Genomic DNA, 25,064 nt, shown 5'->3' on the forward strand with positions numbered 1-25,064 from the left:
TTTTCATAGAATTTGATATCCAATAGAGGAATGAAAATCGATGAGGGGCTCATTATTGAACAAATGAAGTCTCCGAAGACCCGTGAAGAGGGACTTCGGATGCTTATGAGTGCCTATCAGAGTCGATTATACTGGCATATTAGAAGGCTGGTAGTTCAGCATGATGATGCTCAGGACTTGTTGCAGGATACATTTGTAAAAGTTTATCATAATTTTGATAAATTTAAGGGAGGAAGCCAGTTATATACATGGCTTTATCGGATTGCTACAAACGAAGCTTTGCAACACCTGAATAAGATAAAAAAGATGCAGCTGACTGATGAGGGAGCTGAGTATTATTTGCAGAATGCTGTTGCAGAAAACACAAAGCACGATGCAGAAGAATTAGAAATTATGTTGCAGAAGGCAATCCATTGCCTGCCTGAAAAGCAAAGATTGGTTTTCACAATGAAGTACTATGACGACCTTCCTTATGAAGAGATGTCTAAGATACTGGATATGTCGGTTGGAACTTTAAAAACAAACTATCATTACGCAAAAGAAAAAGTAACAGAGTATTTGCGGCAGAATATTGAGGAATTTGAATAAAAAAGGAAATAAATAAAGATGAAAAAGACAGATATTGAAGATTTTGAACGCCGTAATATTTACGATGTTCCTGAAGGCTTTTTCAAAGATATGCAGAGTAATGTCCTTGAAAGAGTGGCAGAACACAAGAAACCCAAAGGAAAATTACTTCCTATAAGGATGCTGTCCGGTATTGCAGCTTCATTAGCTCTTATTGTAGGAACTATTTTGTTCTACTATACAAACAACAATGCTGTACAGACACAGGAGAAAATAGTAGACAGGGAGATAGTGGCAGAGAATATACAGCCTAAGGTAGCTGAACATTCTGATAATAAAAAACAACCTTCTGATGAAGGTCCTGGTGAAGGAATAGCAGAAAATCAAAAAAAATCTGACGACGGATTTAACTTTGCGGAGAATTCTGCATCTAACTCTAAGAAAGCAATGCTTACAGATTCCAAAAATGCATATAGCAGACCAAAAGCTATTAATGCAGTTGATAAAAAATTTGATAAAGCAATAAGTAATCTAAGCTCTCAGGAGTTGGCTGAGCAGAGTAAAAAATATGAGATTGATACTTATTTAGACTTATATTAATAATGATAAAAACAGCACAAATATTAAGCTTCTTAGTATTGTTAGGAATGTTTTCTTCAACACATGCTCAGATTAAAAGCAACCTTTCTTCTGGTGGAAATACAGAATTGAAGGAGGAAAGAATGAATGATTATCATCAGGCAAGAGTTGATATTCTTGTTAAAAATCTTGGATTGAATGAAAATCAGGAAAAAGCGTTCAGAGAGGTTTACAATAATTATGAGGTAAGCCAGATGTTTGTAATGAAGGAGTTCAAGGAAAAATATAACAAACCTGAACTTTCTGAAGATGAAACAAAAGAAAAAATTTATACAGGATTTGATGTTTCACAGAAACTATTAAACAACAAAAGAACTTATGCTGATCGGTTTTTGAAAGTTTTGACTCCCAAGCAACTTGAAAAAATGTTTGAAATGGAGAAAAGAATGGGGCGGAGGATAATGGATAAAAAACATCAGGAAGAAGAGAAAAAGTAAATGTACCAAGTCAATGAGGAATGACTCTAACATATCCTCCTTATAAATTGGATAAACGCTTGTAAAATAGCATTTTTCATTAATAGTAGTTTTAGTGTTAGACCCTGCTTAGGCAGGGTTTTTTATTTTTAGGTTTTTGGTTCAAAATCAATATCTTTGCAGATACTAATAGATTCGATGAAGAATATAAGAAATTTTTGCATTATTGCCCATATTGACCATGGTAAAAGTACTTTGGCTGATAGGCTTTTAGAATATACAAATACTGTATCACAAAGAGAATTGCAGTCGCAGACTCTTGATGATATGGACCTGGAAAAAGAGCGTGGAATTACGATTAAAAGTCACGCAATTCAGATGGATTATGAGTATAAAGGGGAGAAGTTTATTCTTAACCTTATTGATACTCCGGGGCATGTGGATTTTTCATACGAAGTTTCCCGTTCAATTGCTGCATGTGAAGGAGCTTTGCTTATTGTGGATGCTGCCCAGAGTATTCAGGCTCAGACCATTTCCAACTTGTATCTGGCATTGGAGAATGATCTTACAATTATTCCTATTCTTAATAAAATAGACCTTCCTTCTGCAAACCCTGAAGAAGTAACAGATGAGATTATGAATCTTATCGGTTGTGAATATGAAGATGTACTTCGTGTTTCAGGTAAAACAGGAGAAGGAGTTCATAACCTGTTAGAGCAAATTGTTGAAAGAATTCCTGCACCTGTAGGAGATCCGGAAGCACCACTCCAGGCACTGATTTTTGACTCAGTATACAACCCGTTCAGAGGTATTGAAGCTTACTTTAAAGTTGTAAACGGAAGTATTTCTAAAAATGAAAAAATCAAATTCTTTGCTACTGGTAAAGAATATGGTGCAGATGAAGTAGGAACCTTGAAACTAAAACAGGTACCAAAGAAAACCATTCAGTGTGGTGATGTTGGTTATCTGGTTTCCGGTATTAAAGACGCAAGAGAGGTAAAAGTAGGAGATACCATTACTTCTTTTGACAGACCTGCAGCAGGACCGATTGAAGGATTTGAAGAAGTAAAACCAATGGTTTTTGCGGGTATTTACCCAATTGATTCTGAAGATTTCGAAGAGCTTAGATTTTCACTTGAAAAATTAAGGCTTAATGATGCTTCTCTGGTTTTTGAACCAGAAAGTTCAGCAGCATTAGGTTTCGGTTTCCGATGCGGATTCCTCGGAATGCTACACATGGAAATTGTTCAGGAGCGACTGGATAGGGAGTTTAATATGAACGTTATTACTACAGTTCCGAACGTGTCTTATTTTGGATATTCTAAAAAGGAGCCTGAAGTTCCGATTCTGATTAATAACCCTTCAGAAATGATGGACCCATCGATTATGGACAGGGTAGAAGAGCCTTATATTAAAGCATCTATCATTACTAAATCGGATTTTGTAGGTTCGGTAATGACTTTATGTATTGAGAAAAGAGGAGAAATCGTTAACCAAAGTTATTTGACTTCAGAGCGAGTTGAGCTAATCTTCAATATGCCATTGGCGGAAGTTGTTTTTGACTTCTACGACCGTCTGAAATCAATTTCCAAAGGTTATGCTTCATTCGACTACCATCCAATTGGATTCAGAGCTTCTAAGCTTGTAAAAATGGATATTCTGATCAATGGAGATATGGTGGATGCCTTATCTTCATTAATTCACGATAGTAACGCATACCACATCGGAAAGAAAATGTGTGAGAAGTTGCGTGAACTGATCCCTAGACAACAGTTCGATATTGCGGTTCAGGCAGCATTAGGAACTAAAGTTATCGCAAGAGAAACGATTAAAGCCCTTAGAAAAGACGTAACAGCAAAATGTTATGGTGGAGATATCTCCAGAAAACGTAAGCTCTTGGAGAAACAGAAAGAGGGTAAAAAGAAAATGAAACAGATTGGTAGAGTAGAAGTGCCACAATCAGCGTTCATGGCAGTATTAAAGCTTAATGACTAAATATAGAGAAGACCGGACATAGCTCCGGTCTTTTTATTTACTATATATCGGAAGGTTTTAGAACGCACTCCCTAATATATATCATAAAATCAGTTATTGCTGATTTAGAACAAGGATCATTCCTTAACTTTGGGTAGGATAGTCCGGAAATTAATTAACACAGAATATGAATGAAGTTGAAATAAAGAGGATAAGCAAATTTCTAAGTCTTATTCTCCGGCATCAGCCACAATCTATTAATTTAAAATTGGATGAAAATGGCTGGGCTGATGTACAGGAATTGATTATAAAATCTACGAAAAACAGAATTCGTTTTACAATAGAAGAGCTAAATGAAGTTGTTGAAAAGAACAATAAAAAACGTTTTGCTTTCAATGAAGACCATACCAAAATAAGAGCCAGTCAGGGGCATTCAATTGCAATTGACCTTGCTCTTGTCTCACAGCAGCCTCCCGAATTTTTATATCATGGTACTGCCAGAGCGAATATTTCTTCAATTCTGGAAACCGGAATAGAAAAGAGAAGCCGGCAGCATGTACATTTGAGTAGTGATAAAGAAACCGCTGTAAAGGTTGGATCTCGCCATGGTGAACCTGTTGTCTTAACCATTAGAACAGGGAAAATGCATAATGACGGAATTCTATTCTATCAATCTGAAAACGGGGTGTGGTTAACAGATTATGTAAATACAAAATACATTTCGAAATAAATGAGCAGAACATTAGTTGTAGGAGATATTCATGGTGGGCTTAAGGCTCTGGAGCAGATATTAGAACGTGCAAACGTTACAGATAAAGATAAACTGATTTTTCTTGGAGATTATGTAGACGGATGGAGCGAATCCTCACAAGTAATCAATGCTCTTATCGAGCTTTCACAAAAACAAGAGTGTATATTCATTAAAGGGAATCATGATCTTTATTGCGAAGAATGGCTAAGCTTTGGTCATAAACCTGAAATGTGGCTCTTAAACGGTGGCGTAAGTACTATGGAGAGTTACGCAGATTTTTCGGATAAGGAGATAGATAAACATCTGGAATTTTTCAGCCAAATGTATAATTACTATACTGATGAACAGAACCGGCTTTTTATACATGCCGGTTATTCTTCTATGCACGGACCCGAGAAAGAAATGCATTCCAGTAATTACAGATGGGACAGAACATTGTGGGAGACTGCAGTAGCTTTGGATACAAGAATTGAGAAAAGTTCTGTACAATATCCAAAAAGACTGCTTTTATTCAGTGAAATATTTATAGGCCATACACCTACGCTCCATTTAGGAGTATCTCATCCCCTGAATAAGGCTAATATCTGGAATGTAGATACTGGAGCAGCCTTTACCGGAGCTGTATCTATTATGGATATCAATACCAAGGACTTTTGGCAAAGTGAGCCACTTCCACATCTGTATCCGAATGAAAAGGGAAGAAATCCCTGATCTGTAAATAAATTATGATGACAATGTTGTAAATTTAAGTTTTGAAAAATAATAAATTCATGAAGCTTAAATTTCTTTTATTGTCTTGCTTTTCGGGGTTGGTGTTTGGACAAAATACTTACCTCACACCATATGAAAAGGGAAACGGCAATCAGTCCGTTACTTATGATGAGATGAATACTTTCTACAAGGATTTGTCTAAAAACTTCAAAAACATTCAGTACCTGCAAAAAGGAGAAGATGATAACGGAAAACCTATTTATGTTGTTGTTTTTAATCCGTTTAAAGAGAAAATAGAAAAACTAGGTAAGGATAAAACTGTCCTGATGATTAATAACGGGATTCATCCCGGAGAACCCGATGGTATAGATGCTACAATGATGCTGATGCGAGATCTGGCAACGCAGAAGATAAAAGCTCCTAAGAATGTTGTTATAGCAGCAATTGCAGCATATAATGTTAGTGGAATGCTGAACAGAGGCTCATATTCCAGAGCAAATCAGAACGGACCTGAAGAATATGGATTCCGTGGTAATGCTAGGAACTATGATCTGAACAGGGATTTTATAAAAGCTGATACAAAAAATGCCAGAAGTTTCCAGCAGATATACCAATGGTTAAATCCCGATGTATTTATTGATAATCACGTGAGCAACGGAGCGGATTACCAATATACTTTCACTTATATTTCTACACATAAGGAAAGACTAGGAAAATCACTTGGTGATTATTTTTTCAACGAATTTCAGGCTGACAATCTAAAGCAAATGCAGTCATTGGGATACGAAAGTACTCCTTATGTTAATATTCACGGAGATGTTCCGGAAATAGGCTTTGCTGCTTTCGAAGATTCTCCACGCTATGCTACTGGCTATACAAGCTTATTCAACTCTATTGGGACGGTTGTGGAAACCCATATGCTGAAGCCCTATGATAAAAGAGTAGATGCTACTTACAAATACATGCTGGTAAATCTTGAGAATATCGATAAGAATTATAAGAGAATAAAAGAGATTCGTAAAGAAAACCTTAAACAATATACAGCCGGGAAACAATATCCTATTCGTTGGAAAGTAGATTCTACAAAGTATTCAACAATGGATTTTAAAGGTTTTGAGGCGGGATATAAGCCAAGTGGAATCTCCGGACAGAAAAGATTGTATTATGACCGTAATAAGCCTTTTACAAAAAAGATAAAACTCTTCAATACCTATGCTCCAACCGGATTTGTAATTATCCCGAGGTATTATGTAATTCCACAATCGGAATATCGTGTAATAGAGGAATTAAAAAGAAATCATATTAAGATGAACATACTGAAGCGTGACAGTATTGCTACAGTAGAATCTTATAAAATCAATGACTTCAAGACTGTAAAGAATCCTTACGAAGGTCATTATGTTCACTATGAAACAGTTGTAGGGAAATCCAATAAACAAATTAAATTTCTGGCAGGAGATTATGTGGTACCAACACAGCAATCCGGCGTGAAATATATATTAGAAACATTAGAACCTGAAGCTTTAGATTCTTTCTTTAACTGGAACTTCTTTGATGCTATGCTGGGACAAAAGGAATACTATTCTGCGTATATATTTGAAGATACAGCAACAGACCTCATGAAAAATGATACAGCACTAAGAACTGCCTTTGAAGCTAAGAAGAAAATAGATAAAGATTTTGCAAAAGATGGCAAAGCACAGCTGGACTGGGTATATGAAAACTCTCCTTATTATGAGAAAAAAACTCACAGACAGTATCCAATTTACAGGATACTATAAGTTTTATTTTATAAAAATAGCTTCATGTTGCTTTTTGAAAATTTCAGGATCAACAGAAGTATCGAATTCATTAGAAATTGCGTATCCAAACCGGATACGCATTTTTGTTTTAAAGTTGCCGTGAAGGTATGGAATACTCATAATCATGTAAGCCTCCCTTTTGAATAAAAATCCAGGACCCGTTTCTCCACAGAAACAGCAGGATTCTGTAGTGTCATAATTAAAAATAATTTGCCATTTCTTATTATAATTTAATACTTCATAAGTTATAGACATAGCGTAATCATTTAATCTTAAATCTCTTGTAGATATATTTTTGATGATAACAGGAAATGAATAATAACTTTTTATGATGTTTTCTTCTAAAGGAATTGCATATTGTGGAATAGTATCTTTATACCTAGCCTCAACAATAAAGTTTTTATTATTTAAAGAATCATATTTGGTATTCTTATAATCCATATCAAAATCTAAATGTCCCTTAAAATATTTCTCAATTAAAGAATCTCTTTGAAGGCTTTTGCGAGTTGGTTTATAGTCTTGTTTTGCATATGGCGGCGCCGGTGGTGGCGCTATTCCACTGAAATAATATTTTACCGGAATTTTTGATGGTTTAACACCAATATAGAGTATTTTTCCCCCTATTTCTCCATAGCCTTCATCAAATGCCTGAAACGTCATCATAATACTTTTATCAAACTGAAATGTAATCCCGTCAGAAAGTTTTTCTTCCTTTTTACATTGAAGAAACAAAATTGAAAGTGAAAGAATCAGAAAAACCTTCATGTAATAAAGCTAAATAAAAAATCCCAGCATTGCTGAGATTTTTATTTTATTTCGGAAGACCTTTTTTTAGTGCGATATTTGCTCTTTCAACAGCCTTTTTTTCTTTCCAGTCCATGTAACGCTTTTTGTAGCGTGCTTTCATAAAGTTATCGAATTTACGCTGAACAGTAAGGTTCCAAAGAGAATGAGCTTTTACACCCCAGCTTTTATCCCATGCACGGAGTGAAATAGAGAATGAACCATCCAGATACTTCATCCAGTGCCACCATCCTGTTGGCATAAATAAAGTATCTCCATGTTCCAGATAACATTCAATTCCTTCAACACCGTCCAGAGCCGGAAACTTGCTGAAGTCCGGATTTTCGATATCATAATCTTCCAATGCATAAGTTGCATATGGAATTTGATATAAGCGCTCTTTCCACTTGTAGTCGAAAAGAAGGATATGCTTTCTTCCGTTAAAGTGTGTATGGAAGATGTGAGCCATATCGATATCAAAGTGTAAGAATGTTACAGAGCCTTTACCTCCGAAGAACATGTTTGGGTATTTATCCAGGAATCCACCCATTAAATCTTTTGGGGAGATATAGTCGTCCAGTAATTTCGGAGCAAACTTTATCGGATCAAAGAGGAAAATTCTAAGGTCGGTAGGCTCCTTCTGAATAAGGTCGATATAATCGCCAAATTTCATTTCTGCAGCTGATGAATTAATAGGAGCAGAAGGGTCTGCTTTTGAGCTATCATATAAAGGAACGGTTACATCGCCAACCACTTCTTTCATATATTCCATGGTCCACTTCTGGTAAGCAGGCCATTTTTTAGCCATATTTTTTATAACCACAGGCTTACGTGGCTTAAGATATTTTTCGCGGAAATCTTCCTGTGAAATGTCGTCTACAACATCAATCGGTTTAAGAATAAGTCCCATTTCATTTTATTTATGTTGCAAAAATATTAAATTTTCTTAACACAGAAGGGAAGAAAATAGTATTGTTTAGAACGATTATAAACAAATCCCAGTGAAAAAATCTATCACTTTTATAGGGTAATTTAATATTGTCTATTTATCTATGAAAAATATTATAATATCTTAATTGATAAAATAATACAACTTATTTTATCACATTGGTTTATAGTTGTTTATGTTTTATCTGTAGATTTTGTTTACACAGAAAGGCTGAAAATATCCTGATCTGCTAAAAACGGAAACTTGCGTCTGAATTCAGTCAATAAATCTTTATCTAATTCTGCATAAATAAGATTATCCTTTAGGAGTGCTATTTCTGAACCATCTGCAAAGAAACAATGAGAAGAACCGTTATAATGTAATTTATTACCATCATTTCCAACACGATTAAGACCAAAAACATAAGACTGATTTTCGATTGCTCTTGCTTTTAGTAATGTATCCCAGGCGTCTATTCGGGTAGATGGCCAACTGGCAATATTCAGAATCAGGTCGTAACTTTCCGTGTTTCTTACAAAAACAGGAAAGCGAAGATCATAGCAGACCTGTAAACATATTTTCCAACCGATATATTCTATAACTACTTTTTCTGTTCCCGGCGTATAAAACAGATCTTCTTTTGCATAGGAAAAAAGATGTCTTTTATCGTAATGGTGTACAGTTCCGTTTTTTTCTATAAAATAAAACCGATTATAGAACTTGCCATTCTCTTTTACGGCAACACTTCCGCCTACAGCAATATTATTATTTACAGCTAAAGATGTCATCCAGTTCAGAACTTCAGCATCCTGATCGGCGATTTCTTCCACATCCATACAGAAGCCTGTAGCAAACATTTCGGGGAGAAGAAAAATATCCGGTTTATCCTCTTTAGGTAAAAGTTTTTCGATAATTTCAAAATTCTTAACTTTATTTTTCCATTGAATATCATGCTGTAAGCCCAATATTTTTAAATTTTTCATAAACAGTAAGAATAAATTTATTAAAATTGCGTTAGTAAAGTTATTGATAATAAAAAGGAATATAAGATTATTTTATGAAAAAGGTATTGTTTTCTATAATAGGAATGTTTGCTATTCAGATGACCAGCGCTCAGGCTTGGAATGGGCAGGGTGACCAAAAAATACAGGCAGGCATGAATGTATGGGGAAAAGGCGGTTTTGGTGTTAAAGGATCTTATGACTATGGAATTGCTGATGCAGTTTCTATAGGTGCCGGAGTAGGTATTTATTCTGAAGGAAAGACTGTAGACGGAAATAAAAAAACAGGGATATCTGTATACGCACGTGCGAATTACCACCTAAAGGATGTCTTGGAACTTCCGGATAAATTCGATATTTATCCAGGTATAACAATGGGAGTTCTTGGTGATACGTTTGATTTTGGAGCACATATAGGATTCAGATATTTCTTTACTCCTACAATAGGAGCTTTCGCCGAAGTAGGTAACAGAGGTGGTATTGGAGTAGTATTCAACCTGAAATAATAAAATGAAACGTAAAACAAATAAATAAACTATAGACGATTATGAAAAATTTATTGAAATCTTTATTTGCTGTTGCTTTTTTAGCAATTGGAGCAACTCAGGCGAAGGCACAGATCTACAAAACGAGCTTAGGACTTTCTGTAGATTTTGGAGATGGATCTACTTTGGTAGGACCGGCTGTAAAGCACTTCTTCGATGGTAACAATGCCGGACAGGCAGAAGTGGTATTTGGTAATCATGTTACTATGCTACAGGCAATGTACTCCTATAACAAAGGTATTTCCGGAGCTAAAGGCCTTAACTGGTATTTAGGTATCGGACCGGCTTTAGGTTTTGTTAAAGGAGGAGATACTCAGTTTGCAATCCGTCCGATGGCAGGTTTAGAGTACAAGATTAGCGGAGCACCTATCGCATTTTCATTCGACTGGAGACCAGCATTCTGGCTTTCAAATGGTGGAGATTCTAACGTAGGTAGATTCGGATTTGGATTCAAGTTTACATTGTAATCCATAAACACCAAAAAATAGTATAGTTGCCTTATTTTAAGGCAACTTTTTTATTTCCCCTCAGGCTCGAATATTATTCCTATTTTTGCATTTCAAATATTACAAATGGAGTTATTTAATCAGATATTTCAATTCGTTTTAAGTATTTCAATCTTGGTGATCCTACACGAATTAGGACACTTTATCCCGGCTAAACTTTTCAAAACCAAAGTTGAAAAGTTTTACCTGTTCTTTGACCCTTGGTTTTCTCTTGTAAAAAAGAAAATCGGAGAAACGGAATATGGTATAGGCTGGCTTCCTTTCGGTGGTTATGTAAAAATTGCCGGAATGGTAGACGAGAGCATGGATACTGAACAATTGAAGAAACCTGCTGAACCATGGGAGTTTAGATCTAAACCAGCTTGGCAGCGTCTTATTATCATGCTGGGTGGGGTAACAGTTAACTTCTTTTTAGCTTGGTTAATATATTCATGTCTTTCTTTCTTTAATGGAGAAACTTACCATGATAATGCTAAATTCGAAAACGGTATAGCTGTTTCCGAAGAAGGCCGTAAAATGGGCTTAGAGACGGGTGATAAAATCCTTAAAATAGACGGGAAGCCAGCTGAAAGAATGGAAACATCCATGATCAATATGCTTTTCGCGAATGAGGCTACAGTATTGCGTAACGGAAAAGAAGTAACTTTTCCGGTTAATGAGAACGGCGTTGCAGAAGTTATTAAATCTAATGAGGCAAAAGCTTATTTCTCCCCAAGATTTCCTGCTGTTATAGATTCTATTGCACCAAATATGGGCGCACAGAAGGCAGGTTTATTAAAAGGAGATAAGATTATCTCTGTAAATGGAAAATCTGCACTCTTCTTTGACGAAGTTTCGGGAGAGGTAATGGCTAATAAGAACAAAACCATTACTATAGGAGTTGAAAGAAAAGGTGAAAAGCTGGAACTTCCGGTAAATGTAGATGCTAAAGGGAAAATAGGTTTCACTCCGGATTTTAAAGTAATGATGGCTTCTTTTGAAAAAACAAGTGTAACAAAAGAATACGGATTCCTTCAGGCTATTCCAAGAGGGTTTACCAGAACTATAGATGTACTGGTAATGCAGATAAAGCAGTTTAAAATTATCTTTAATCAGAAAACAAAAGGTTATACTAAAGTTTCCGGTCCGATTGGTATTATAAAGCAAATGCCTGCACAGATTGACTGGGTTGCATTCTGGTCGTTTACAGCAATGTTCTCTGTATGGTTAGCGTTCCTTAACCTTATTCCTATTCCAGGATTGGATGGGGGGCATGTCTTATTTACTCTTTGGGAAATGGTAACAGGGAAGCCTGTTCCACAGAAAGTATTGGAAAATGCGCAGATGATAGGTGTGATATTCCTCTTAGGACTTATGATTCTTATTTTCGGAAGCGATATTTATAAGCTGATTTTCAATTGATAGAGAATTTATTGCAAAAAAATATAAAAAAATATTTGCAGTGAATATAAAATGTGTGTATATTTGCACCACTTAAAACAAAGGACATTCCTCCTTAGCTCAGTTGGTTAGAGCATCTGACTGTTAATCAGAGGGTCGCTGGTTCGAGCCCAGCAGGAGGAGCTTCTTATAAAGCACTTACAGAAATGTAGGTGCTTTTTTTATGTCCTTATTTCTTTAATCTTTCTGGTCTTATTTTGCTTTTGATGCTACAGAATCTGATTAGCTGATATTATCGGTTAGTTTCTTAATTCTTAGAATAGCCATCCTGACAAATTTCACTATTATTTTGTTTTAATTTAGAATTAATAAAAACTATATTTACTGCCAGTTAAAATATATTCAGTTCTGTTTATGAAAAAACAAATAATATTATCTGCTATAGCTGTACTGGCTTATTTCCCGGGATATGCGCAAAGTGTAAAAGATTCCGGAAATACTAAGAATATAGACGATGTTGTGATTGTCGCTTCTAGGAAGCCTACGAAGATATCGGATATTCCCGGAACAGTTTGGGTAGTGCCAAAAGATAAAATTGAGTTACAGGCTAAGAATGGAGTTCCTATTAAAGAAATGCTTTCTATTCTTATACCGAGTTTAGACATAGGACCACAGGGTAGAACTAATTATGGTCAAAATATGCGTGGCCGTTCTGCATTGGTAATGATTGATGGAGTTTCTCTAAACAGTATAAGAACAATCAGCCGTCAGCTGGATGCCATAGATCCTTTTAATATAGAGAGAATTGAGGTTCTGTCCGGAGCAAGTGCAATTTATGGAGGTAATGCTACAGGAGGCATTATTAATATTATTACCAAAACACCTTCTAAAAAAGGATTAAGTGGAGAAACAGAGTTAGGAGTCCGTACCGGGTTTATGGGGAAAGATGATCACGACTTTCGTGCTGCTCAGTCTATCGCCGGAAAAGGCGAAAAGTTATTTGGAAGACTAGGTGTTGCTTATCAGCAGAATGGTGGTGTATATGGAGCCGATCAGAAGCAGCTGATTACTGATATCACTCAAACGGATTTACAGTATAATCAGTCCATAGATATCTTGGCAACAGGAGGCTACAAGTTTAACAACAAGCATAAGGTTACAGCATCGGTACAGTATTATAATTCCAAGTTCAATGGAGACAGAAGTGTTTTTCTTGGAGAGAATCTTAGTGCTTTTACAAAACGTGATCCTAAAATCTTATCTATGAGAGACGGATTCTCTTCCGATAAAAATATAGGAACGGAGCGCTATATGGGAACTTTAGCGTATACCGGCAACAATATATTAGGAGGACAGGATCTTTATGTACAGGTAGCTACAAGGGGCGAAAAATTAGGCTTTTATCCTTTTCCGGGGAATCTGAAGTTACAGACAGGAACAATAAGTTATATGTCGTCATCCCAACAAAATACTTATTATACAGGTATAAAAGCATTGCTTTCCAAAAACTGGAATAAACTAAATATTACTTACGGGGTTGATATAGATTTTGAAAAATTCGACGCAAACCAGTCGGTATACAATCTTGAGAAAACAATGTCAAGTGGCGGATTGATTAATACAACGCAATACGAGCTTGGCAGATATCCAACCAACCATTCCAGAAGTTATGCAGGATATGCTCAGGTAAAATATGATATCATTCCTAAATTACAACTTAATGCAGGAGTGCGTTATCAGAGAATTAATGTAGAGGTGGATGATTTTGTAGGGGCAACACAGCAAGTACAAGTAGCAATGGGCTATGGTAAGTCAGCTTCAGCCATTCCTGGTGGAAAAAGCGATTACAATATGACGCTAGCCAATGCAGGACTTTTATATAAGATTAATGAAAAGAATCAGGTATGGGGAACTTTCTCTCAAGGGGTAAGCCTTGCCGACCCATCCAAATATTATGGTGCCGGAACTTACAAGCTAGATCAGAAAACGGGAAACTGGAATGTAGTATCCAGTATTAACGTTAAAGAGCAACCATTACAAGGGATTAAAACAAATCAGTATGAAGTTGGTTACCGTGTTAACAGTAATGGTTTTAAAGCACAGGTTTCAGGCTTCCTAAGCAATTCCGATAAAAGCATAACGGTAGACAAACAAACATTTCAGTTAATTGTAAATGATCTGAAGCTTAGAAATATGGGAATAGAGGCAGAAATATCTTATTATATGCCTAACGGAGTATATTTTGGAGCCAGTGGACTTTTAATAAAGTCTGAAGTAGATAATAAAGGAATGTGGAACAAGCAGGAAGTCTATAATGCCTCGCCTTCCAAAATGATATCATATATAGGATATCAGATTAAAAATTGGAACTTCAGATACCAGCATTTGCAAAACTTTAAACTTAAGGACGACTTAGGAAATGTAATCGATTCATACGATACTGCAGATCTTATGATTGGCTATCAGCTACCATGGGGTAAATTTAATCTTGGTATTCAGAACCTTTTCAATACCGATTATCAAACGATATGGAGTAAGCGTTCGCAGATACTATATGGCGCTTATGGTCTTCCGGATCTGTTCTATTATAAAGGAAGAGGAAGAACATTTAATCTTTCATATACCTTTAATTTCTAGTATCAATGGTATTTATAGACAGATTGAAATAAATTTGTTAAAGAATCTTAATAAAAAGAAACCGCAAATCGCCAAAAAAGGCAGTTTGCGGTTTCTTTTTTTTTAACACTCTCTGTATAAACGTTAAAAAGTGTTAAAATGTACAGGGTGTATGGTGGTTGAGCAGTGCTCGAAAAACACCTTTGTCTAAATTTGTGAAGCAATTTTCAAAAAAAGAGTACATTTTAACACAGTAATTAAATATATATGAAGAAAAGAATTTCACTTTATTTAATAGCAATTGTAGGAGCTATGTCACTACAATCGTGTGTTTCTAATTATGTTGTTTCCAGTCCTGTACAATACAAAACCGATGCCAAACTGGCGAAACTAAGCCCGAAAAAAATAGCAGAAGCTAAAAAAGAAATCAAAGAAAATGTAGGTGAATCTGTGGCTACATTTGCGAGCTTAGAGAAAGCAGGAATGGAAGAAGCATTAAACGCATCAGTAAAAAGAAATAATACAATCGATAATGTGCTGAAGCAGGCATATACATACCTTGGTACACCGTACCGTTTAGGCGGTACAACTAGAAGCGGAATAGATTGTTCTGCTTTTGTTTTGTCAGTGTATGAAGAAGCTACAGGTGTAGAACTGCCAAGAGTAGCTGCTTCTCAGGCTCATGAAGGGCAGCCTATAGCAAAAGAAAACTTACAGAAGGGAGACCTTATTTTCTTTGCTCATTCAGGAAGAGGAAGAATTTCTCACGTAGGAATTGTTGAAGAAGTAACATCTTCGGGTGAAATTAAATTTATACATGCTTCTACATCAAGAGGAGTAATGGTATCTTCACTGGATGATTCATATTGGAGAGGAAAATACAGATCAGCAAAAAGAATTATTGCAGAGAACTAGTATTTTGTAGAATAAATGAAAATAACAAAAACAAAGCCTTTAGATTTCTAAAGGCTTTGTTTTTTATGGGGTGTATTTAAGCTCTAATCTTTATAGTTGATATTCTTTCCCGGAAAAACAATGTTATTGACTGTAAACGGCTTTTATGTTCGTCATTAAGCTTTGTGATAATTATAGTATCATAATCTTTTATATTCTTTTGGTGAGGAAAAGCTAGAATTCCTTACAAAACTATACTAACAGATAACTCTGATATTGCATATCTAAGTAGGAGTTATTAATCCCGATTGTAAGGGAGTGTAATATAAGATTGAAATAAAATGACTTATACCAGACTATTGCGGTCCGCGTAGTTTAGTTTGAAGAATATAAATGTCATCATAGAGAAGGCAAGTAAGGAACTACCACCATAACTGAAGTAAGGCATAGGAATACCAACAGTTGGAAATAAGCCCATAACCATGCCTAAATTGATACAAAAGTGTAAAAGTAATATAGAGGCAAAGCTGTAGCCAAAAACCCTGTTAAAGGTGCTTTTCTGCTTTTCAGCCAAATAGTATATCCTTCCTATATACAAAACATAACAAATAATAAGTGTAGCACTTCCTATAAAGCCCCATTCTTCACCTACTGTACAGAATATGTAATCGGTTTGCTGTTCAGGTACAAATTTACCCTGGGTTACAGAACCTTCTTTATAGCCCTTGCCCCATAGTCCTCCGGAACCAATAGCGGTCTTGGAATATAAAAGGTTGTAACCAGAAGTATCACGAAACATTCTTTCACCTTTATAAAGTACTTCAATTCTTTCTCTCTGGTGTTTAGGTAGCTTTTCAAGGATTTTTGGAGAAGCCAAAGCCAGACCGCTCAGAACAAGTACTGAACCTACAATAGAAGCTATGGAAATAATATTCCAGGATATTTTATAATAATTGAAAAAGATAAGTAATCCGGTAATAATAAGAATTCCTGAAACCACATAAAGTGGATTTATAGCAAGTGATACCAGAAAAACCACAGCAAAAAGAAAACCTAAACCAAATAGCCATCCACTGAGTCCTTCACGGTATAAAGCGATAAAAAATGCACCAAATACCAACAGTGATCCTACGTCCGGAATTGCAAGAACCACAACTGCAGGAATCGCAATAATACCAAGAGCTGTCCATAGAGATTTCTTATTTTTTATATTAAAATCTGGCCCGGCAACATAGTTCGCCAGCATAAGAGCTGTACCAATTTTGGCAAATTCTACAGGCTGCATCGTAAAGCTCCCAAATTTATACCAGTTTTTCTGCCCTAGAATTTCTTTTCCAAAAGGAAATAGACCAATAAGTAATAATACTCCGCCAACATAGATAATTGAGGCCATATTCTCAAAAAACTTGTTTCTGGTAAAAAATATGATAATACCAACAAACACAGAAATACCAAAGAATACCAATTGCTTCTTACCCAATTCGGCGTCTACACTATTGATATTTGCAATAGCGAAAATACAAAGCAGGAAGTATAATCCTAGTCCCAGCTTATCAATTCCTTCGGCCCACTTCATACTAATTTTTGGTTTTATTTTGTTGTTGCGGCTTCGGTTGCTCCGCGGATATTTTCAATGCCTTCAGGCTGTCCTCTGTTTTTTTTCTTTTCTGGATAGAGTCCTGTTTGTTTGGCTCTACATAAAGGCCTTTTCTCTTCAGGTCAACAATCCATTGTCTTTTATACTCCGGCATAAAGCTGGAAGTTATCATTTTTTTGTACAGGTGTTCACGTTTAAGCTCACCGGTTATATATTTTTCAGCAACTACTGTTGCGGCAGGTCCAGCCCATGTAGCGCCAAATCCGGCATGCTCCATTACGGCGGCTACCACAATTTTTGGCTTGTCTGCAGGAGCAATCAGTACGAAAATAGAGTTATCCTTACCTTGTGGAACCTGTGCTGTACCTGTCTTGGCCAGCTGTGTAAAGTCTGAAGATCTTAAACTTCTTGCGGTACCCGCTAATACCACCTGTTCCATACCTTTCAGAATTGGTTCAAAATGCTTAGGATCTACAAGAGTTTTATGCTTTACCTTAAAGCGAGGGTCTGGGTTAGGCTTTCCATTGACAAGCTTTACAATATGTGGTGTTATATACCATCCTTTGTTGGCAATTGCCGCAACGGCATTGGCCATCTGAAGAGGTGTAAGAAGCACGTCTCCCTGCCCCATACCATTGAATATAGCACCGTTTCTGGTAATGTCGGAGAACCAGTTTTTAGTACCACTTCTTTTTTCATAAAACTCTCCGGATGGAATACGTCCCTTGGAGCCAACAGCTAGGTCATTGTTTAAAAATTCTCCAACGCCAAAGCTATTCATTATTTTTTTCCATTCGTCAACTCCTTTGGTGGGATCTCCCGGATATTTATTCATAATTGAAATAAAAGCATAGGAGAAATAACAGTTACTGGAAACCCGTATTGCAGGAATCAATGGATCTGCTCCGCCATGTCCCTTAATTCTCAAACCTCTATAATTGAAGCCTCCGCCACAAGGGTATACTGTTTTTTCATCCATTACGCCCATTTGCATCCCGGCCAAAGCTGTAAGTAATTTGAAAGTAGATCCCGGAGGATAGGCTGCCTGTAATGATCTGTCGAAGGTTGGCTTGTTATCGTAAAGTGTATCTACCTGTAATTTGTACAGGTTTTTATTTTTCTCCGGACCGGTAAATAGATTCGGATCGATATCCGGACCAGAGGCTAAAACCAGAATTTCTCCGTTATTAGGATCTATAGCGACAATAGCACCATGTTTGTTAACCAGCATTTCTTCAGCTATTTTCTGAAGATCGTAGTCTATTGTCAGGGTTAGATCATCTCCGGGAACAACCTGCTTATCCAGTTTGCCATCTTTATAAGAACCAATATTCCTCAGGCGTATATCTTTTTGGATATACTTCATCCCTTTAACACCACGAAGCTGCTTTTCATAGGATTTTTCAACTCCGGTCATACCGGCAATATCTCCAGGAAGATAGTAGGTGGAGTCTCTTTTGATATAAGACGGGTTTACCTGATTGGTGTACCCTAAAAGGTTTCCTGAAGTATTGATTTCGTATTGTCTTTGTGGTCTCGAAACAATTGAAAATGCAGGATATTTAAAAATACGTTCCTGAATTCTGGCAATATCCTCTCTGCCTAAATCTTTAATAAAGGTCATTGGAGTAAGTTTAGAGTAATATTTTTCGGCCTTTACTTCTTCTATACGTTTAATAAACTGTGTTTTGTTCATTCCTACGAGGCTGCAGAAAGAAATAGTATCAAAATCCGGCTTCATAAGTGCCTGAGTGAATGAAATTTCGAAGGATGGCTGGTTGCCCACCATAATTTTACCATTTCTGTCAAATATAACACCGCGCTGAGGGATAATATATTCTATTTTGATAGAGGTATTGGCAGCATTCAAAGCATACCTGTCTGTAAACAACTGTAAATAAGCCAGGCGCGCAACGAAAATGCACGCTATAATACTAATAAAGGCCAATATTCTGAAGTACGGTTTCACACTTTTTGTTTGATTCTAAAAATTAAGGCATACAGGAGGATAAATACAAATGAAATAATTGTAGTAAAAATAACATTTATAAAGACTTCCAGAATTCTGCTCAATTTAAAAAATTCAAGATATTGTACCAATAGCTGATGAATAAAAATATTGATAAATATAAAAAACAAAAATTGTGTCCACTGAATGGACTGAAATGAAAAGCTATCAGCTTCATTGGATATAGAAGACTGAAATAATTGTGTTCTGAAATAAGCTATAAGGCATGTAGCAAATGCATTAATTCCCCAGGTTCCAAGGAAAGCGTCGATACCAAGACCTAATAAAAAGCTTGAAAATAAATAAATATAATTATTACGATAGAATGGGTAGAACATTACAAAAATAGGGTATACCACGGGGATATATCCGGAAATTGAAAGTCTGTTAAACAGAAATATCTGCAATGCAATAAGCAATGCAATCATTAAAAGGTCTGTTATAACATTTCTACTTACCATTCTGCACTTTGATTAAAGTATCCTGAATTTGTTTTGCAGGCATTTTTTTAAGGTTGTTCACGATGAATACCTTTTGGGTCTGCCCCAGTTTTTCACTCAGTTCTACTGAGATATCCCAGAAACCGGTTTTAGGATCTACATCGTAACCGGCAATTTTTCCAATCATAATTCCTTTCGGGAAAATAGAAGATTTACCATCGGTAACAACAGTATCTCCGATTTTCAGAGGAACATATTTAGGTACATCTGAAAGATGCATTGTTCTGGAATCTTCACCTCTCCATGTTAGTGTACCAAAGTACCCCGAATTTTTAAGAGAGGCATTAATTCTTATTTTGTGGATACTCAGTACAGATTGCACAAGAGAATAATTGCTGGTTGTATTAATTACAATTCCGGCAATCCCTTGTGGTGAAATTACACCCATTTCTGGTGCAATTCCCTGCTGAGATCCTCTGTTTATCGTAAAATAGTTGTCACTCCTGTTGATAGAGTTAAAGACAACATCGGCATCTACAAATGTGTAAACCTGTTCTCCTTTCACAGAGTCATTTACCTTTGTAAGTTTTGCAGGACCCGAATAATCCTTTCCGTAAAGCTCTATCATAAGAGCTTTGTTTTGGGCAACGAGATCCTCATTTATCTGTTTTAGTTTCAGATAATTGGTTCCTTCGTCTATATATCCGGATATCCGGGAGTTAAAAGCAGAAGTTTGTGCAGCAATAAAAGACTGCTGCATAGAATTTTTTCTGAAAATTAAGATTACAGCAATAATCTGCAAGACGATAAAGAAGACGAAGAATCCATTCTTCGAAAATAATCTTATCAGAAAGCTCATTTAATTTTCAGAGGGAATATAGGGTTATAATTACTTAATCAGGAAGTTAAATTTATCCATGTTCTTCAATGCGATACCAGTACCACGAACTACAGCTCTTAGCGGGTCTTCTGCTACGAATACAGGTAAACCTGTTTTTCTGTGAATTCTGTCGCTTAGACCTCTTAGTAAGGCACCACCACCAGCTAAATAAATACCAGTTTTATAGATATCAGCAGCCAATTCCGGAGGTGTAAGAGATAGCGTTTCCATTACAGCATCTTCAATGCGGATAATAGATTTGTCTAATGCACGTGCAATCTCTTTGTAGCCTACCATAATTTCTTTAGGCTTACCAGTGATAAGGTCTCTACCTTGTACCGGAATATCTTCAATTGGCATATCCAGTTCTTCAACTGCGGAACCAACCTCAATTTTAACTCTTTCAGCTGTTCTCTCTCCAATATACAAATTGTGGTGAGTTCTCAGGTAATATGCAATATCGTTAGTGAATACATCACCTGCAATTTTTACAGATTTATCACAAACAATACCTCCTAATGCAACAACTGCAATTTCGGTTGTACCACCACCTATATCGATAATCATATTACCTTCAGGCTTTTGTACGTCAATACCAACTCCTATTGCAGCGGCCATTGGTTCATAAATCAGACGAACTTCTTTAGCGTTCACTTTTTGGGCAGAATCTCTTACAGCGCGTTTTTCAACTTCAGTAATACCAGAAGGGATACAGATTACGATACGTAAAGCTGGTTGGAAAAGTTTTCCTTTGATTCCAGGAATTTTCTTGATGAATTCCTTAATCATATGTTCAGAAGCCTGGAAATCTGCAATAACCCCATCTTTAAGCGGACGGACGGTTTTGATATCTTCGTGGGTTTTTCCCTGCATATGTTTAGCCTGCTCTCCGACAGCAATTGGCTTCCCGGTGGATCGCTCTATTGCAACGATAGAAGGCTGATCGATTACAATTTTATTATTATGGATGATCAGCGTATTCGCCGTCCCAAGGTCAATAGCAATTTCTTGCGTGAACATATCAAATAAACCCATTTCTTTCTTCTGATTTTTAAGTTGACAAAGATACAAATTAAACAAGCAGACTTTCTGCCTGCTAGAATAATTTTAGCATAAATTTAACGCAAAAAAACAAAATTTCTTGCGTTTTACTGCAAATGTTTTAATATTAAAATTTTCTAATCTTTTATAAAGGTTCACTGATAGGACAATTAATATTAAATTTTTATAAATAAGAAAATTCAATAAATTTTTCACTTATAGGTGGATTATATATCTGTGAAGAGAAAATGATGAAGCCCCTGACAGTGCCACAAAAGTAAAAAACATGTAATTATTTTCGTGTAGCATTGAATATTTTAATTTATATAAACTTAAACGGTCTATTAATGTGTTTTTTTTCTTTGTTAACACATTTGTAATAGAGAGTTAACATCCATATTTTCTTTTTGGCTTATTTTCGCTGAGTTAATTATGATAATTTTTTATAAATAGGATGAGTAGTTTATTTAGTGATTTTAAAAAGCTGATTAAAAAGGGATGGCTTTGTATGTTGGGTGGAGTAGTATTATCTATGTATTCTTGTAGTAAGGAATATGAAGCTGTTTCTAATGATAATACCGAAAAGAGTGTTTATTTCTCAAGCTCGATAGCAGGAGGATATAACACGAAAGCTCAGGGTACACAATGGAGTCAGAACGATACCATTGGTATTTTTATGTATAAAAACGGCAGCACGCTAAATGAATCTACTGTTATAAATAACGGATTTAATAAGTCTTTTATTACTTCGGGTAATGGAAACTTCTCTCCAAAGAAAGCTTCAGACCGTTTAGAATTTACTGCGGGTGTAAAAGCAGACTTTATCGCTTATTATCCATACAGAAGTGCTAATGGATTAACACTGAATCTTGATGTTTCGGATCAAAAAGATCAACAGCTTCTTGACTTTATGTATTCTAAAAATGCATCGGGTTCCGAGGCCGGACAAGGTTCTGTAAAGTTAGCATTCGAAAGACAAATGGCTAAGCTGGAACTTAAGATAAAAGGAACAGATCTTAACGGTTTGAAAGCTTCATTTACGGCAATGCCTTCATCTGCTTCGTTCGATCTTTCTTCCGGAGAATTAAAACCAAAAACAGAAACTAAAGATATTCCGGCAAGAGTCTACCTGAATGCTTCTAATGAAACTATTGTTGAATGGACATTGTTCCCGGGAGCAATAAGTGCACAACAAAAAATAGTATTTACAAAATCAGATGGTAAAACATTTACATGGCAGCTTGCAGCAAATACTACTTTCCAGAAAAGCTACCGCTATCAATACGATGTTACACTAGGTAAAGATGGAACTGTAGATCCAACTCCTACTGTGAAATATATGGAGCAACCTGTGATCACTGCAGGAGAAAATATGCAATATAATTTGAAAATGTTCTCGCCGAGCAGAAGAAACTTTTCAATGCTATATGATACAAATTATAAACTGGCATATTGGGTGGCTTATCCAATAAGCAGTAGTTATTTAGGGTCTGCTAAAAGAACAGATGCATGGGCGTATGATCCATCTATTAATCCTATTTATCAGGCAAACTTATCTAGAGGATATCCTACTAATGGATTAGACCGTGGGCATCAAATGCCAAGTGCTGACCGTACAGCGAGTACTGCTGAAAATGCAACAACTTTCTACTATACGAACATGACTCCGCAAAACAGTACCTTGAATCAGGGGATCTGGGCGCAGCTTGAAAACAAAATAAGAACATGGTCTGCACAGACCGATACACTATATGTTGTGACAGGAGCTATGGTTACAACAAAGACGGATAAAAACGTTGACTTCGTAATGGATAATAGTAATAAACAGGTTGCAAAGCCTAAATATTACTACAAAGTACTGGCCATGAAGCAAGGAGGAAGCTATTATACCATAGGCTTCAGAATGGATAATGCAGCACCGGCTAATTCGGATTACATGCAGTACACAACAACCGTTAGTGCATTGGAGGAAGAAACAGGATTTACTTTCTTCCCGGCACTAAGTAAGGATGTTAAAGGAACGATAAATACACAGATCTGGCGTAAATAATAAATTTAGTAACAATCAACCTTTAAAAATGGGAAAAAATCAACTTTTTGGGCTAAGCACAGCTTTTGCCCTGGCACTTCTTGTGCAATCATGTAAGAATGATGACTATCGTGATCAAGGTCCGCAAATGGGAGGAAATGGGAAGGCTCAATTCACTTCTTCTATCGGAGGAACCCCTACAACACGTGTAACAGGTAATACCTGGGATAGTAAAGATGCTATTGGTGTTTTTATGAAGCAAGGTAATGGTTTATCCAATGTTTTGGCTTCGAATAAAAAATATACAACAGAAGGTAATGGTAATTTCTCCGGAGACGGATCAGAAGTTATCAATTATCCTGATACAGGATCGGTAGACTTTGTTGCTTACTATCCGTATACTACAAACTTATCAGGTACTACATTGCCTGTTTCTGTTGCGACACAAACCAATCTTTCTGCTATCGATGTATTGTATTCCAACAATGCAACTGGTTTAAGCAAAACTTCTGGAACAGCTAATCTTAATTTTGCACATAAACTGGCTAAAATTGAGTTTACGGTTAAAGCCGGAAACGGAGTAGCAGATGTTAATGGGCTATCTGTAGCTTACAAGAATGTAAATACAACAGCTTCATTAGATCTTGCAACAGGAACATTAAGTGGTGCAGCTACGCCAAAAGATGTAACGGCTAAAACTACAGCAAAAGCTCCAGGCCAGTTTGTAGAAGCTATATTACTTCCGGGAGATTACTCTGCAAAAACTGTAGTGTTTACATTAGCTTCAGGAACATATACATGGACTTTACCGGCAAATACAACGTTTGATGCAACCAAAAAATATACTTTTGACATTACATTACAAACATCATCTACAGGTAATCAAGTAGCAGTAACAGGAGCTGGTACTATCACTGACTGGACTACTGTACCAGGAGGATCTGTAAATGTAGATCAGGATGGAGGTACAAACCCTGGACCTGGACCTGGTCCAGGCCCTGGTGGAACTGAACAAAATATTTTTGTAGAAACTTTTGGAAATCCTGATCCTAAGGCTACAACAAGAGACAGAATAGGAACATATACAGGCTATACAGCAACGGGTATCACTTATTCAGATTTATATACAGCAGCGTATGCAGATATCCGTGCAACTTCTACAATGGACGGGCATGTATGGTTACCTTCAGCAAAAGATACAGGATTTAAAATTGAGGGAATCAATGCTACAGGTGCTACTAACCTTAAGTTGTCTTACTCAATCGCAGCAAATGCAGCAGGGGCACCAATTGCAGCAATTAAAGTAAAAGTAAACGGAGTAGAGCAGACATTGCCTACAGGGGCGGTAAGTGCTTCAAATACATATGTTCCGGTTGAACTTACTGGGATTGCAAACAACAACAATCTTACGATTGAGTTCTATACTACAGCGACAGATAACAAAGCAGGTTATCGTGTAGATAACGTAAAAGTAGTAGGTACAAAATAATCATTATTCATTATTAGAGAAGATTAATAACATTTTTGCAAGGGGGTTAAAGAGAACCATTACTTCT

General features: G+C 36.3%; 22 protein-coding genes and 1 tRNA gene. 15 read left to right on the top strand and 8 right to left on the bottom strand.

What is annotated here, in order from left to right; all coding sequences use genetic code 11:
• Nucleotides 1–30 precede the first annotated feature (30 nt).
• The 7 genes from BAZ10_RS11260 (at nt 31) to BAZ10_RS11290 (ending at nt 6,839) form a co-directional block, all read left to right on the top strand.
• Nucleotides 31–588 carry an RNA polymerase sigma factor gene (locus BAZ10_RS11260; protein WP_078772138.1) on the top strand — a complete coding sequence of 186 codons (558 nt, stop codon included), beginning with the start codon at nt 31–33 and terminating at the stop codon, nt 586–588.
• 18 nt (nt 589–606) lie between these two features.
• On the top strand, nt 607–1,167 hold the full coding sequence (locus BAZ10_RS11265; protein ID WP_078772139.1) for a hypothetical protein: 561 nt from the start codon (nt 607–609) through the stop codon (nt 1,165–1,167).
• Between the two features lie 2 nt (nt 1,168–1,169).
• Nucleotides 1,170–1,643 (top strand): hypothetical protein, encoded by a 474-nt coding sequence (locus tag BAZ10_RS11270; RefSeq protein ID WP_245803804.1) that lies wholly within the window; start codon nt 1,170–1,172, stop codon nt 1,641–1,643.
• Nucleotides 1,644–1,820: 177 nt separating this feature from the next.
• Complete coding sequence (lepA, locus tag BAZ10_RS11275) at nt 1,821–3,617, top strand: translation elongation factor 4 (RefSeq protein ID WP_059345794.1); 1,797 nt, start codon at nt 1,821–1,823, stop codon at nt 3,615–3,617.
• A gap of 166 nt (nt 3,618–3,783) precedes the next feature.
• Nucleotides 3,784–4,326 carry an RNA 2'-phosphotransferase gene (locus BAZ10_RS11280; protein ID WP_078772141.1) on the top strand — a complete coding sequence of 181 codons (543 nt, stop codon included), beginning with the start codon at nt 3,784–3,786 and terminating at the stop codon, nt 4,324–4,326.
• Complete coding sequence (locus tag BAZ10_RS11285) at nt 4,327–5,058, top strand: metallophosphoesterase (RefSeq protein ID WP_078772142.1); 732 nt, start codon at nt 4,327–4,329, stop codon at nt 5,056–5,058.
• A 59-nt stretch (nt 5,059–5,117) separates the two neighbouring features.
• Nucleotides 5,118–6,839 (top strand): M14 family metallopeptidase, encoded by a 1,722-nt coding sequence (locus BAZ10_RS11290; RefSeq protein ID WP_078772143.1) that lies wholly within the window; start codon nt 5,118–5,120, stop codon nt 6,837–6,839.
• 3 nt (nt 6,840–6,842) lie between these two features.
• On the opposite strand, the gene BAZ10_RS19080 is transcribed toward BAZ10_RS11290, so the two are convergent.
• The 3 genes from BAZ10_RS19080 to BAZ10_RS11305 all read right to left on the bottom strand — a co-directional run bounded on the left by BAZ10_RS19080 (nt 6,843) and on the right by BAZ10_RS11305 (nt 9,554).
• Nucleotides 6,843–7,625 carry a hypothetical protein gene (locus BAZ10_RS19080; protein ID WP_078772144.1) on the bottom strand — a complete coding sequence of 261 codons (783 nt, stop codon included), beginning with the start codon at nt 7,623–7,625 and terminating at the stop codon, nt 6,843–6,845.
• 46 nt (nt 7,626–7,671) lie between these two features.
• The gene (locus BAZ10_RS11300; RefSeq protein WP_009089986.1) at nt 7,672–8,553 is read right to left on the bottom strand and encodes a cupin-like domain-containing protein; all 882 of its coding nucleotides are present in this window, start codon (nt 8,551–8,553) and stop codon (nt 7,672–7,674) included.
• Nucleotides 8,554–8,789: 236 nt separating this feature from the next.
• A complete protein-coding gene (locus BAZ10_RS11305) occupies nt 8,790–9,554 on the bottom strand; it encodes an amidohydrolase (RefSeq protein ID WP_078772145.1) in 765 nt (254 codons plus the stop codon).
• Between the two features lie 74 nt (nt 9,555–9,628).
• Here BAZ10_RS11305 and BAZ10_RS11310 point away from each other — a divergent pair, with 74 nt between their 5' ends.
• The 6 genes from BAZ10_RS11310 (at nt 9,629) to BAZ10_RS11335 (ending at nt 15,534) form a co-directional block, all read left to right on the top strand.
• A complete protein-coding gene (locus tag BAZ10_RS11310) occupies nt 9,629–10,078 on the top strand; it encodes a DUF6646 family protein (protein WP_078772146.1) in 450 nt (149 codons plus the stop codon).
• A gap of 41 nt (nt 10,079–10,119) precedes the next feature.
• A complete protein-coding gene (locus BAZ10_RS11315; protein ID WP_078772147.1) occupies nt 10,120–10,584 on the top strand; it encodes a hypothetical protein in 465 nt (154 codons plus the stop codon).
• A gap of 105 nt (nt 10,585–10,689) precedes the next feature.
• Nucleotides 10,690–12,024, top strand: a complete 1,335-nt coding sequence (gene rseP, locus BAZ10_RS11320) for an RIP metalloprotease RseP (RefSeq protein ID WP_078772148.1) — start codon at nt 10,690–10,692, stop codon at nt 12,022–12,024.
• A gap of 88 nt (nt 12,025–12,112) precedes the next feature.
• Nucleotides 12,113–12,186, top strand: a tRNA-Asn gene (locus BAZ10_RS11325).
• 231 nt (nt 12,187–12,417) lie between these two features.
• Nucleotides 12,418–14,640 carry a TonB-dependent receptor gene (locus tag BAZ10_RS11330; RefSeq protein ID WP_078772149.1) on the top strand — a complete coding sequence of 741 codons (2,223 nt, stop codon included), beginning with the start codon at nt 12,418–12,420 and terminating at the stop codon, nt 14,638–14,640.
• Nucleotides 14,641–14,886: 246 nt separating this feature from the next.
• Entirely contained in the window at nt 14,887–15,534 is a 648-nt protein-coding gene (locus BAZ10_RS11335) for a C40 family peptidase (RefSeq protein WP_078772150.1), read from the top strand.
• 325 nt (nt 15,535–15,859) lie between these two features.
• Here BAZ10_RS11335 and rodA read toward each other — a convergent pair whose 3' ends face one another.
• Genes rodA through BAZ10_RS11360 form a run of 5 tightly spaced genes read right to left on the bottom strand, consistent with a single transcriptional unit; the run spans nt 15,860 to nt 21,473 of the window.
• Nucleotides 15,860–17,089: a rod shape-determining protein RodA gene (gene rodA / locus BAZ10_RS11340; protein ID WP_078772151.1), complete on the bottom strand. Its 1,230-nt coding sequence runs from the start codon at nt 17,087–17,089 to the stop codon at nt 15,860–15,862.
• A 1-nt stretch (nt 17,090) separates the two neighbouring features.
• Nucleotides 17,091–19,079: a peptidoglycan D,D-transpeptidase FtsI family protein gene (locus tag BAZ10_RS11345; protein ID WP_078772152.1), complete on the bottom strand. Its 1,989-nt coding sequence runs from the start codon at nt 19,077–19,079 to the stop codon at nt 17,091–17,093.
• On the bottom strand, nt 19,076–19,579 hold the full coding sequence (gene mreD, locus BAZ10_RS11350) for a rod shape-determining protein MreD (RefSeq protein WP_059156113.1): 504 nt from the start codon (nt 19,577–19,579) through the stop codon (nt 19,076–19,078). The genes BAZ10_RS11345 and mreD overlap by 4 nt, the downstream gene beginning before the upstream one ends.
• Nucleotides 19,569–20,417 carry a rod shape-determining protein MreC gene (gene mreC, locus BAZ10_RS11355; RefSeq protein ID WP_034871861.1) on the bottom strand — a complete coding sequence of 283 codons (849 nt, stop codon included), beginning with the start codon at nt 20,415–20,417 and terminating at the stop codon, nt 19,569–19,571. Before mreC ends, mreD begins: the two co-directional genes overlap by 11 nt.
• Nucleotides 20,418–20,447: 30 nt before the next feature.
• The gene (locus BAZ10_RS11360; RefSeq protein ID WP_009089961.1) at nt 20,448–21,473 is read right to left on the bottom strand and encodes a rod shape-determining protein; all 1,026 of its coding nucleotides are present in this window, start codon (nt 21,471–21,473) and stop codon (nt 20,448–20,450) included.
• 460 nt (nt 21,474–21,933) lie between these two features.
• Between BAZ10_RS11360 and BAZ10_RS11365 the strand changes: the two genes are divergently transcribed.
• Both BAZ10_RS11365 and BAZ10_RS11370 read left to right on the top strand, forming a co-directional pair.
• Entirely contained in the window at nt 21,934–23,529 is a 1,596-nt protein-coding gene (locus tag BAZ10_RS11365; RefSeq protein WP_078772153.1) for a DNA/RNA non-specific endonuclease, read from the top strand.
• Between the two features lie 28 nt (nt 23,530–23,557).
• A complete protein-coding gene (locus BAZ10_RS11370; protein ID WP_078772154.1) occupies nt 23,558–24,997 on the top strand; it encodes a fimbrillin family protein in 1,440 nt (479 codons plus the stop codon).
• Nucleotides 24,998–25,064 lie beyond the last annotated feature (67 nt).

This window comes from Elizabethkingia occulta, assembly GCF_002023715.1.
Taxonomy (GTDB): Bacteria; Bacteroidota; Bacteroidia; order Flavobacteriales; family Weeksellaceae; genus Elizabethkingia; species Elizabethkingia occulta.

What these genes read in the sequence shown, in the direction of transcription:
- BAZ10_RS11260 (WP_078772138.1), top strand. Translation starts at nt 31, where the DNA reads ATGAAAATCGATGAGGGGCTCATTATTGAACAAATGAAGTCTCCGAAG.
- BAZ10_RS11265 (WP_078772139.1), top strand. Translation starts at nt 607, where the DNA reads ATGAAAAAGACAGATATTGAAGATTTTGAACGCCGTAATATTTACGAT.
- BAZ10_RS11270 (WP_245803804.1), top strand. Translation starts at nt 1,170, where the DNA reads ATGATAAAAACAGCACAAATATTAAGCTTCTTAGTATTGTTAGGAATG.
- lepA (WP_059345794.1), top strand. Translation starts at nt 1,821, where the DNA reads ATGAAGAATATAAGAAATTTTTGCATTATTGCCCATATTGACCATGGT.
- BAZ10_RS11280 (WP_078772141.1), top strand. Translation starts at nt 3,784, where the DNA reads ATGAATGAAGTTGAAATAAAGAGGATAAGCAAATTTCTAAGTCTTATT.
- BAZ10_RS11285 (WP_078772142.1), top strand. Translation starts at nt 4,327, where the DNA reads ATGAGCAGAACATTAGTTGTAGGAGATATTCATGGTGGGCTTAAGGCT.
- BAZ10_RS11290 (WP_078772143.1), top strand. Translation starts at nt 5,118, where the DNA reads ATGAAGCTTAAATTTCTTTTATTGTCTTGCTTTTCGGGGTTGGTGTTT.
- BAZ10_RS19080 (WP_078772144.1), bottom strand. Translation starts at nt 7,625, where the DNA reads ATGAAGGTTTTTCTGATTCTTTCACTTTCAATTTTGTTTCTTCAATGT.
- BAZ10_RS11300 (WP_009089986.1), bottom strand. Translation starts at nt 8,553, where the DNA reads ATGGGACTTATTCTTAAACCGATTGATGTTGTAGACGACATTTCACAG.
- BAZ10_RS11305 (WP_078772145.1), bottom strand. Translation starts at nt 9,554, where the DNA reads ATGAAAAATTTAAAAATATTGGGCTTACAGCATGATATTCAATGGAAA.
- BAZ10_RS11310 (WP_078772146.1), top strand. Translation starts at nt 9,629, where the DNA reads ATGAAAAAGGTATTGTTTTCTATAATAGGAATGTTTGCTATTCAGATG.
- BAZ10_RS11315 (WP_078772147.1), top strand. Translation starts at nt 10,120, where the DNA reads ATGAAAAATTTATTGAAATCTTTATTTGCTGTTGCTTTTTTAGCAATT.
- rseP (WP_078772148.1), top strand. Translation starts at nt 10,690, where the DNA reads ATGGAGTTATTTAATCAGATATTTCAATTCGTTTTAAGTATTTCAATC.
- BAZ10_RS11330 (WP_078772149.1), top strand. Translation starts at nt 12,418, where the DNA reads ATGAAAAAACAAATAATATTATCTGCTATAGCTGTACTGGCTTATTTC.
- BAZ10_RS11335 (WP_078772150.1), top strand. Translation starts at nt 14,887, where the DNA reads ATGAAGAAAAGAATTTCACTTTATTTAATAGCAATTGTAGGAGCTATG.
- rodA (WP_078772151.1), bottom strand. Translation starts at nt 17,089, where the DNA reads ATGAAGTGGGCCGAAGGAATTGATAAGCTGGGACTAGGATTATACTTC.
- mreD (WP_059156113.1), bottom strand. Translation starts at nt 19,579, where the DNA reads ATGGTAAGTAGAAATGTTATAACAGACCTTTTAATGATTGCATTGCTT.
- mreC (WP_034871861.1), bottom strand. Translation starts at nt 20,417, where the DNA reads ATGAGCTTTCTGATAAGATTATTTTCGAAGAATGGATTCTTCGTCTTC.
- BAZ10_RS11360 (WP_009089961.1), bottom strand. Translation starts at nt 21,473, where the DNA reads ATGGGTTTATTTGATATGTTCACGCAAGAAATTGCTATTGACCTTGGG.
- BAZ10_RS11365 (WP_078772153.1), top strand. Translation starts at nt 21,934, where the DNA reads ATGAGTAGTTTATTTAGTGATTTTAAAAAGCTGATTAAAAAGGGATGG.
- BAZ10_RS11370 (WP_078772154.1), top strand. Translation starts at nt 23,558, where the DNA reads ATGGGAAAAAATCAACTTTTTGGGCTAAGCACAGCTTTTGCCCTGGCA.